Genomic DNA, 10826 nt, shown 5'->3' on the forward strand with positions numbered 1-10826 from the left:
TAGAGAAAATAGAGCACTGACTACTACTTTCCTTTCCAACTTTATAGCAGCTTCTAAAAGGAGACACTTAAACAATTCCTTCTGTTTGAGTCCTAAGTTGTGAGTCTCATTACTCATGAAGCAATGAAAAAAACAGCGCGGAAATTTCTCCATGCTGTTTTTATTTATGGTTCTTAGTAAAATATGATCATGTAATAGCAAATGTTATTCCAGTCATCTCTATATTGAAGACTTGTACAGCTTTTAATTTTCCAATTGTTTTTCTAACGTTTCGATTAAATATTTCGCTTCTGCTTTACAGGAATAAGTGATTTCTTTTTTTAATTTTTTTTGCAGTTCGTTTAGTTTTTGAATTTGTTCTTCCGTTGGTTCTTCATTAATAATTTTTTCGATCGTTTCATTTATTTTTATCGCCAGATCTTCATGAAAGCGAGGATTATTTTTTATCTGTTCATCCACTTTTGCAAACCAAGTTGAGTGATTATTAATATACGTACGCCACTCTTTAATGAAATTGCTTAAATCATACTTATTTTCATCCCATGAGATCTTTTCCATATATTGTTCAAATGCCGTTGTAATGGACCTAGTAATACTAATTTTGATTCCTGCCGATAAATCTTTTAACATCTATGAAAAGTACCTCCTAATAATTACTGTCCTCTTTCCCGTCATCTATATTGATAATTAAATCTTGTGTCAATAAGTGCCGCAAAGCCTGGTCCAAGCCTCTTGATTTTCATTGACAAAAAATATGGTGCTATTTATGCATTTTACTGTAAAAATCTATGTTTAGCAAATGATACTTGAAAATAACTGATTTTTATCTCATAACTAACAGATAAATCAAAATTTCCATCTGTAAGAGATGAGATGTCAGAAGTGGGATGTGAGCTTTCATTTTTATCTCACAAATAGCCAAAGTTTGAGATTTACTAAGTAAGGAATATTTCTTAAATCAGCCTCGCTGTTTTTAAAAAATGTAGTTCATTTTGATAATTGCAGCATGAGCTTTTAGCTTGAGATCGTGACCCAATAATGAGACATCCCACTGATGGCAACTTTACTTTATCTCTTCTTAATATGCAAATATTTATTCCTAGTAAATGAATAGGAAAAGCAGGGGATCCCCTGCTTTCTACTTCTCGATTTGTATCATCATTTTAAATTATTATTCGTATCGTCATTGTCGTCAGTATTACCATTTAAACCTGTGTCTCTGTCTCCCCCGTTATTCCCATTCGTATCTCCGTCTACCCCGTTATTCCCATTCATATCTCTGTCTACCCCGTTATTCCCGTTTTCAGGAGGTGGATTTTGATTGTCATTGTCTGCTGCTGTACAACCAACAAGAAGCAGAGAAGCCATGACAGATGTGCCAATGATTTTAAGTAGTTTTTTGTACATATGATATGCTCCTTTTATCATTTTTTTAATAATGGACGACCTAAATGGTAGTCTGAAGTTAGCATACCCAAAAAACAGCAAAAATATTTTATTTTTATACTTCATTTCTGTTTATCTTACTTTGTTGACTATTGTGAGGGGAAGCAGACATGAATACTGCTTTATAGTGCATAAATAAAGTAAACATCGTGAACTACTCACCATTTATCGACCTTGCGGTCTGATTGAAGTGGGAGCTTCTTGGGAACTAGATACTTTTGTTAGCTATCTATATTTACCAAGCTATAAGGGCAGTCCCTGCCCCTAGAGAAAATACAATATTTTGGCTTAAGGCCAACCGAAAATTCATCTCCCACTTTCATTGGGCTAAGCCCTTCCCCATTTAGAAGTGGGAGAATTCTTTTCGGAAGCCCAGTAAAAAAACGAATTTAAAATTGAATGCCCTTCCATTTTTGAACAGGCATTTAATGATCACTACGTTAACATTATTTATCTGCTAGCGCAAACATGATTTCAGTTTCACAAACAACTTCACCATCAACAGTTGCTATACCTTTGCCTTTCCCGGCTTTTCCACGAACACGAGTCAATTCCACTTCAAGCCGCAATTGATCTCCTGGCTTCGCTTGCCGTCTAATTCGACAGCGGTCAATACCTGTAAATAAGGCAAGGCGATCACGGTTTTCTGCTTTTTTTAGCATCGCAACAGCGCCAACCTGAGCAAGTGCTTCTACAACCAAAACACCTGGCATAACAGGGTAGTCAGGGAAATGGCCGTTAAAAAATTGCTCATTTGCCGTTACATTTTTGATGCCTACCGCCCTTTTTCCTTCTTCTATTTCAATGATCTTATCTACCAATAAAAAAGGATAACGATGAGGGATGATTTCTTTAATTTGTTGTATATCCAGCATGAAAATACCTCCTTGAAAAATAAAGTGAAACTTCCATCAGTGGGGGTTTTCTCTCATCCCCCATACAAAGGATCTCAAGCTAAAAGCGCTACGTCCTTGAAAAAGGAAACCGCTTTTTCTTCGTGCGATGTATCACTTCCAAAGCTTTCCTTGTCCTGTCGCAACGCTTGAGTGACCTACGTCCTGTAGGCCCGAACCAATCGGACATTTACTGGCGGTTATCCCCCACCTAGACTTCTTGATTCCTCTTACTCTTGAGGTGGGGGTCTTACTGACACAGTTAGATGTGGGATAAATTTGTAAAATACATAGAATTAAAAATCCTAAAAGAAGCCATTTTACTCATAAATTCTCATTAAAGTTTTGATAGACGAACATAGCCTGTCCATTTTTTCATGTTAGGACAGGCATCTCACTTTTCATTCTTTAAAAGCTTAAAATAATCCTTTTCATATTGCCACTTATTTTTTATTTACAATATCAATAATGTGAGTCCATGTAGATTTTTTAAATACGTCAGTTGGTTTTCCATCGCCAATAACACCATAGCCAATCATTGCTCCTGCAATGGTACTAACAATAAGGAAAAAGAGCACAATCAAAATACGAAGCCAAATTGGAAAAAGACGAATTTTAATTTGTTTTTGGCCACTGAGCAATGCTTCGGCTTTTTCTTGTTTTTTAAGCTTTCTCTTTTCGGCACGTGTAAGCTCTTTTTGTTCCTTCATAGCTGTATTTTTAAATTGATCACGTGTTTGTACAATATTATTGGAAGATTCCATCATATTTGTTTTACCATTATAACCTTTATTATTTTTATTATTTGCTAAAGTAGGATGATCAGATGTGCTCGTTTGTGCAACAGCTATTTTGCTGCCATGATTGACAATTTGGTCATTTTTTTCTGAAAGCTTATATGAACGATGACTAGTTTGTTCATTTTCGATTAGTCCTGAAGAAACATTCGTGCGCATTTTTTCATTCGACCTAGTCCTAAAACGCAGGCGTTTATTCAGCCCCTGCTCTAAATGCCGTTTCGTATCCTGTCGACTACTTTCGTCCTTATTTGAGTTCTTTTCAGTTGACCTACGAGTGTCTTTCTCATCCATTTCAAAAAACTCCTTTAGAGTTTGTTCAAAAAGTTAGTTAGTATCAGCTTGCTACGGGATACGCAATCTCATACGTTCCAGTGTTCCACACTGCACTTTTTTATCTTCTTGAACTTACACTTTAGCGTATACCATTTACCAATCCCATCATTTGATCTGCAATGGTAACGGATCTTGCTTGAAATTGGTAAGAACGTTGTACATTAACCAATTCCGACATTTCCTTTGCCATATCTACGTTAGAATTTTCTAATGAAAATTGCTTTATCGAAACATTATTGCGTAATTCTCCAGTTAAATCAGTCATAACAACTGCTTGATTTACATCAAGATCATCAATATTTTTAGGCAAACCAATCATATTTTCGCCTTTTTGTTCAAAGAATTGCGGTTTATTCACTTCTATTATACCAAGGTTAAATCTTTCCTGCTGCCCATTATATTGAGTAGTTGTCAACACTCCTTGTTGTGAAAACTGCAAGTCTTTGCTGCCCTCTGTCATCACGATGATGTTTTCATTTTCATCGAGTACTGGATAACCCTGGCTATTCACAAGCATCACTTCGTTTTCTCCAACAGGCGTTACATGGAGAGAACCATCTCTCGTATATTGGACGGAGGAGACATCATTTTCTTGTACCAATACTTTTAAAAATTGATTCGGCTTTGTAAAAGCAATATCTAATGATCTATCTGTCCCTTTAAGACTGCCTTGAGTGAGCACCAGCTCAGTATGGGCAATTTTACTGCCAACGCCTTGGCGAACGCCATTAGGAGTTAAGCGGCCTATTTCCCTTGCTGCATCCGGCTGATTATCAAATTGCTGGTACATGAGTTCCGTAAATGTTGCCTCTCTTCGTTTAAAACCATTTGTATTAATATTAGCTAAGTTGTGGCCAATCACATCCAGCTTTTTTTGCAATTGATTCATTGTATTTGTTGCTGTCAGCATCGTTCTATTCAAGTAAATTCCCTCCCTGATAGCGCCCTATATTAATTTACACGCCCAATTTCATTTACAGCTTTATCCATGCTGCGATCATAGGCTTGCAGCACCTTTTGATTTGCTTCAAAAGCTCTATAAGCAGTTAGCATTGCTGTCATTGTTTGCGATGCATCTACATTAGAACGCTCAAGAAAACGTTGTCTAACTTCAAATTCAACACCTGCTGCATTAAAAGCGTTTGGAAGGTTTTCACCATTTACCGTCCGATACAAGCCTTCTCCTTCTTTAATCAATAATTCTGGGTTATCTGCATAGGCAACGCCAATTCTTCCAACTACCGTGTCATTTACCATAATCTCTCCGGCACGATTCATATTGAAATCTTCATTTGCCAGTAAAATGCGATTCCCCTCTGGATTAAGCACATACAAACCATTCATTGTTGTTAGATAACCCGCAGCATCTAACGTAAAGTTTCCATTGCGTGTATACCGCTGCCCGCCATTTGGATGCTCTACAGAAAAGAAAATAGTGCCGCTGCGGCCAGTTTCTGGATTGATTGGCATTGTTCCATCTATTAAAGCAAAATCAGTATTTAACTCTGTTTCACGGATATCTCCCTGTGCAAATTGAGGAATTGCCTCCTGCATATATACACCCGTATTTAGACCTCCTATTTGCGGAGAAAAAGGCATATTTAAAGGTTTTTGCGTGGGAACCGATTGTTTATCAAATCTTTGCAAGAGCAACTCTGGAAAAGCGCGCATAGAAGATTGCTCTCCTTTAAAACCTGGTGTATTCACATTTGCCATGTTATTTACAAGCATCTCTGTTTTACGCTGCTGGGAAATCATTCCAGAAGCTGCGGTATAAAAACCCCTTAACATTTTTACCACCTCAATATGATTATTTTAACAGTTGCATTTCTCTTCATAAACGAAGATTCCAATTTATACGCGATGACCCTAAAAATCTGCGATGCTAATTTAGGAAGCTCTACTTGTTGTATCGGCCTGAATCTATCTAACATTTACTTATTCCAGAAGAGAAATTCGTTTCCCACCTCTATTGAGCAAGAAGTTGGGACAAAGACTGTTTCACTTGCTTGCATTCCATATGTAGAATCATATGGTGACACAATGCAATCTGCTTGTAATCAATGAGTGTCTTGTTTAGGATTGCTTTTCCGTTTGAATACTCTTTCGTGATCAGGCCTAAGATATTTAAGCAAAACGATGGCTTGCTATTTTATCTATGTTTTCCAGCATGATGCCTGTTCCAATGGCAACAGAGTCCATTGGATTTTCTGCAACCAATACAGGAACCTTTAATTCTTCTGCCAGCAATTGGTCAATTCCGTGCAGCAATGCGCCTCCGCCCGTAAGAATAACTCCACGATCAATAATATCAGCCGATAATTCAGGCGGGGTTTTTTCTAATACATTTTTTGCAGCCTGAACGATCACTTCAACAGATTCACGAAGTGCTTCCTCAATTTCCCTTGAATTGACGGTTAATGTACGCGGCAAGCCTGTCACCATATCTCGTCCACGAATATCCATTTCCTCGTTGCGCGCTCGAAAGACAGTGCCAATATTTACTTTAATATCTTCTGATGTTCGTTCACCAATAAGCAGCTTATACTCTTTTTTAATGTAGTTAAGAATTTCACTATCGAACTTATCTCCTGCCATCTTGATAGAGGCCGATGTAACAATATCTCCCATTGAAAGAACAGCAATATCTGTCGTACCGCCGCCAATATCCACCACCATGTTTCCACTTGGCTGCAAGATATCCATACCTGCTCCGATTGCTGATACCTTAGGTTCTTCTTCTAAATATATTTTTTTGCCGCCGCTTTTTTCAGCAGCTTCCTTAATTGCTTTTTGTTCTACACTTGTGATATTAGTTGGACAACAAATAAGAATGCGCGGCTTTGATAAAAAGCCCTTTACATTCAATTTATTAATAAAGTATTTCAGCATAGACTCCGTAACATCGAAATCGGCTATCACACCATCTCTTAGTGGACGAATGGCAACAATATTTCCAGGGGTTCTCCCTACCATACGTCTCGCTTCTTCTCCAACAGCTAATACTTTATTTGTGTTTTTATCTATCGCAACAACAGATGGTTCATTTAAGACAATTCCTTGCCCTCTTACATGCATCAACACATTTGCTGTCCCTAAATCAATTCCGATATCTTTTGCAAACATTCTATAAGACCCCTTCCTATACTTACATTACATCTTCAATAATCTATGTAAAAGCTTCTTACAATCATTGTTTTCTTTCACCTATTGAGACAAGAGCGTACAAGCAAAATACAGCAAGCTGCGATTATCTCCTTACAATTTAGAAAGATAAACATCGACCAAACGAGTTCACTTCCCTAATAGTTTATTCTATCATACAAGTGTCCAAAGAAGGAATCAATTGTAAAAAAAAATTAATGATTTTATTACCTATTTGTCTTATTTGATAGATAAAGTAAAACTTTCATCAGTGGGGGTTTTCTCATCCCCTACTGATAAGAAGTAGAACAAAGGCTAAGGTCGCAGGCGTCCTCGAAAAGGAAACCGCGATGTATCGCTGCCCGAAGCTTTCTTTGTCCTGTTGCAGCGTCTTTGTGACCGACATCCTCGAAAAAGAAGCGCACTTTTTCTTCATGCGATGTTGATTCAAAAAGCTTTCCTTATCCTGTCGGCCCGAACCAATCGGACATTTGACTTTCAGTTATCCCCCACCTAGTGCTTCTGATTCCTCTTACTCCATGATATGGAATGCTTACTGCAGTTAGATGTGGGATAAAATAAAAAAAGGAAGAGGCATACCCCTTCCAAATCCATTCTGTTACACATCGTGAATTCTTTTAAATTGCTAACATTGATAAGAGGCTGTGCTCTCTCTAAAAGTAGTTTATTTCAACCAAAAGGAAATTTTCAATAAACGAAGATTCGTATATAACCAATTAATTTTTATTATTTCTATAGAAAGGAGATCACAGTTAACTTTGCACTTCTTCTCTCCGGTATTTTTGCTTCGTTGCTTCTCCCCCTCGTAAATGTCTAATAGATTTATGATAATCTAATATCGCCTTTACTTCTAATGCTAATTCAGGATTAATCTCAGGCAATCTTTCTGTTAGATCTTTGTGGACAGTACTTTTGGACACGCCAAACTCTTTCGCAATGACGCGAACTGTTTTTCTCGTCTCCACGATATACCTTCCAATCTTGATAGTCCTCTCTTTGATGTAATCGTGCACACCACTCGCCCTCCCTAAATTGGATGTGAGAAGTGTGAAATGAGACTCGCCCTCATCTCGACATGATACAGTGCCGCTGCAGCAAATTTTTTATGATGACGTTTATTTGCTTACAGTTCTAGGTATAGAAGGATTAAATCATATATTTAGCTGGATGTACGACCTATAATTGGCTCCTCACCTCAAACACTCTCTTTTTTTTAAGTCAAGTTTGTAACATTTTATTAAAATGGGATAAGATATATGCACGAATTGTACAATAGGGACAAGGCTTTCTTTAGAAAATGCTTTTTTATGATGTAAAATTGCTCTATGGAGGGGTTAATCGGTGGAATTGAATTGTTTTGCTACTGAGAGTAAATGGAGATAACTCAAGAATATATGTTCGTTACATAACATGATGTTAATGTTTTATCATCATATAGTTTTATAAAATGCCGCAATAAGTTAAAAGGCAAAGGATATCTCAAGAATAATTTATTTCCTGAGAAATATGTCGTTTCAAAAAAAATGAGTAGAGCCGACCTTAAATGAAGTCAACCCTACTTTCTTTGTTCATTATAGAGCGTTAAACGCCCGCTTTATGACTTTTAATATGAAATTTCACTTTAGATTAGTCATTATTCTTTATCTTTTGCGTCTATCTCTTTTTCAAGCGGAGAATCGACATCTTCCATTTCTGGTGTAGAATCAGCGTCTTGAGGATCTTTCTCTTCTACTGATTGCTCATCTTTATCCGCTTGCTCCTCAACATCTTCCACTTTCTCAACAAGGGCAGTGATCGGTTTGTTAAAGTAAGAGATTGGATCAACAGGTATATCGTCTTTACGGATTTCAAAGTGAACGTGTATGCCAGCATTCTCATGAAAGGCACTATTACTTGCTGTAGCTAGTGCTTGCCCTTGTTTTACTTGATCGCCAACTTCCACTTTGATGTCTTTAACAGATTGATATTGAGTCGTAACACCTTGTTCATGTTCAATGAGTATGGTATTCCCTAATAGCGAATCTTCTTGAACATTAGCAACTGTTCCACTCATCGCTGCTAATACTTTAAATTCTTTGCCATCCTTCATCACAATGTCAATTCCACGATTTGGATAATAAGAATTTTTATAGACAATCAACGCCTCTTGTTGCTTTTCTTTTGATGCATCTTTATCATAAAATTCCTTTTCAATGACAGCATTTTCTGGATTTTTCACAGGCATTTTAAAGTTTTCTGTAGGATTACTAACCTCTACAGCAGGTTCATCCATGTTTTCCTGTGTTAATAAATTTGAATCAAGATTGTATTTATCTTGAGCTGTATGATCCCGATTTGCTGATTGAAACCAAAAAACTGCAATAATGACCAAGGCTGCACTGACAAGGTAAATCGCTGGGAAAACCCACCGTTTTTTGAACATGCTTCGTATTTTCATCTTTCGAGAAGATTGTTTCTTTTCTTCCTCTCTCATTATCATCACCTCAGCTATCATTTTGAACAAATAGCTGAAAATATATACGTTCCAATGTGAAAAAGTTAAAAGGTTTAGTATAGCCTGTATCATAGCAATTATGTATGCCATTTTTTTCATCGTTTTTACCCCCACTGCATTTTGCCCAGTGAGGGTAGAAAAAGTTTAGAAGCAGATCAAGACTTCATGTGAAAAACTTGCTGAACGAAGTTCTCTATTTTCTTGCAACTTGTTTCGATAAGTAAGCATCACTAGAAGAAATTTCTATACCGCGATAATAGTGGCGTACAATTTCTTCGTATCCCTTTCCTTCTTTTGCCATTTCATTTGCACCATATTGACTTAGTCCAACTCCATGTCCATATCCTTTTGTTGTAATAATAATGTGATCTCCACTTTTTTCCCAATAGAAATCGGTTGAACGAAGATCTAGTTTTTCACGAATATCTCTTCCGGAAAACTCTTTATCCTTTATCGAGACTTTTGCAACTCGGTTTCCAGGGGTTCTTGCTGTAATAATGCCAATATCACTTGTATGATCTAATGTGACGCCAAGTTTATCTTCAAATTCTCGGATTGGTATGCTCTTTTTACTTAAAAAAGTAGAAACCTGTTTATCCCAAGGGCTTTCAATTGCTTTTAAATATGGAATATCTTCCCCCCAATAATCTCCTGCATTTTCTGTAAAGCCATTACTTATTGAAAAAAACGCAGCAAAAATGGGCTGATCATTATATGTCATTATTTTTCCTTCTGTTGCTTTCACTGCTTCTGTTATTTTTTTCATATTTACTTCATAAGCCTTTCCCCACATTTCTCTTAAACCTTTGCTATCTTTGTAAACTTGATGCTGAACAGTGTCTGTTACATCAGCATCTTTCGGGGTATCATGGTGAGAAGGTGACATTAATTTTTTCACAATATAGGTTCGTGCTGCTAGTGCTTGTGCCTTTAAGGCTTCCATTTCAAATCCTGCGGGCATTTCTGAGGCTACAACACCTGCAACATATTCTTCCAGGGGAAGGTTGTCTATTGCTTCAGTTTGCGCTCGATATACCGCCACTGTCATTGCCTCTTTCTCATTAAGCACATTGGTTTGTTTTCTTTCTTCCATTTTTTGAGGTGTTTTTTCTGCTTTATTCATCGTGCTTGCAGAAGAAATAGGAAGGACTAACATGGAAGGAATCATGAAAGATAGAAGTACTACTAGAAAAATAATCGTTGAAATAGATTTACATTGCTTCATTCACAGGCCCCCAATCCACTGTTTTGACAGCTGACCATTACCTTTTTAAATCATATCATTCGGTTCTATCAACAGATTTACTATTAGATGATTTGATTTTCTTAAGAATACTTTCGAACCTTTGAACCATTGGCAAAAAGCAGCATCCTTATTTGAATAGGAAAAGGAGCTGCCTTTTCTTATAAAGATCAGCTATTAACATCTTTATGGATTTTAAGATACTTTTATACCAGCAAAATATTTAAAATGACGCTTCTATTTAGAAGAAAAGAGATTTATCAATGTACAAGTACAGTGCAATCGATAGCAAGGCATTAAGTAGATGCCGCCGCACATAAGCAGCTAGTATCTCTTAGGTATATCCTAATGATAAGCACATAGAGTAGAGTAACCTCTTTCGAGGTTACTCCCTCATCAAACCGTACGTGCCCTACTAAGGCATACGGCTTACCCATGTGTTACTTGTTATG

Annotated in this window: 10 protein-coding genes; all 10 read right to left on the reverse strand. The window is 36.9% G+C overall.

All coding sequences use genetic code 11. The features are described from left to right. Positions 1-243: 243 nt before the first annotated feature. Complete coding sequence (locus J2S08_RS15255; protein ID WP_307230977.1) at positions 244-630, reverse strand: hypothetical protein; 387 nt, start codon at positions 628-630, stop codon at positions 244-246. A gap of 528 nt (positions 631-1158) precedes the next feature. Further along, positions 1159-1407 (reverse strand): hypothetical protein, encoded by a 249-nt coding sequence (locus tag J2S08_RS15260; RefSeq protein WP_307230979.1) that lies wholly within the window; start codon positions 1405-1407, stop codon positions 1159-1161. A 485-nt stretch (positions 1408-1892) separates the two neighbouring features. Beyond that, entirely contained in the window at positions 1893-2321 is a 429-nt protein-coding gene (gene fabZ, locus J2S08_RS15265; protein WP_307230981.1) for a 3-hydroxyacyl-ACP dehydratase FabZ, read from the reverse strand. Positions 2322-2782: 461 nt separating this feature from the next. Beyond that, the gene (locus J2S08_RS15270) at positions 2783-3430 is read right to left on the reverse strand and encodes a DNA-directed RNA polymerase subunit beta (protein WP_307230983.1); all 648 of its coding nucleotides are present in this window, start codon (positions 3428-3430) and stop codon (positions 2783-2785) included. A gap of 121 nt (positions 3431-3551) precedes the next feature. Beyond that, a complete protein-coding gene (locus J2S08_RS15275; RefSeq protein ID WP_307230985.1) occupies positions 3552-4394 on the reverse strand; it encodes a flagellar hook-basal body protein in 843 nt (280 codons plus the stop codon). 29 nt (positions 4395-4423) lie between these two features. Continuing rightward, positions 4424-5263, reverse strand: a complete 840-nt coding sequence (locus tag J2S08_RS15280; RefSeq protein ID WP_307230987.1) for a flagellar hook-basal body protein — start codon at positions 5261-5263, stop codon at positions 4424-4426. 336 nt (positions 5264-5599) lie between these two features. After that, entirely contained in the window at positions 5600-6598 is a 999-nt protein-coding gene (gene mreB, locus J2S08_RS15285; protein WP_307230989.1) for a rod shape-determining protein, read from the reverse strand. Positions 6599-7389: 791 nt separating this feature from the next. Continuing rightward, a complete protein-coding gene (gene spoIIID, locus J2S08_RS15290; protein WP_307230991.1) occupies positions 7390-7650 on the reverse strand; it encodes a sporulation transcriptional regulator SpoIIID in 261 nt (86 codons plus the stop codon). Between the two features lie 620 nt (positions 7651-8270). Beyond that, positions 8271-9230 carry a peptidoglycan DD-metalloendopeptidase family protein gene (locus J2S08_RS15295; RefSeq protein WP_307230992.1) on the reverse strand — a complete coding sequence of 320 codons (960 nt, stop codon included), beginning with the start codon at positions 9228-9230 and terminating at the stop codon, positions 8271-8273. A 94-nt stretch (positions 9231-9324) separates the two neighbouring features. Next, the gene (spoIID, locus tag J2S08_RS15300) at positions 9325-10356 is read right to left on the reverse strand and encodes a stage II sporulation protein D (protein ID WP_307230994.1); all 1032 of its coding nucleotides are present in this window, start codon (positions 10354-10356) and stop codon (positions 9325-9327) included. Positions 10357-10826 lie beyond the last annotated feature (470 nt).

This window comes from Bacillus chungangensis (assembly GCF_030812995.1).
Lineage (GTDB): Bacteria > Bacillota > Bacilli > Bacillales > Bacillaceae_C > Bacillus_CF > Bacillus_CF chungangensis.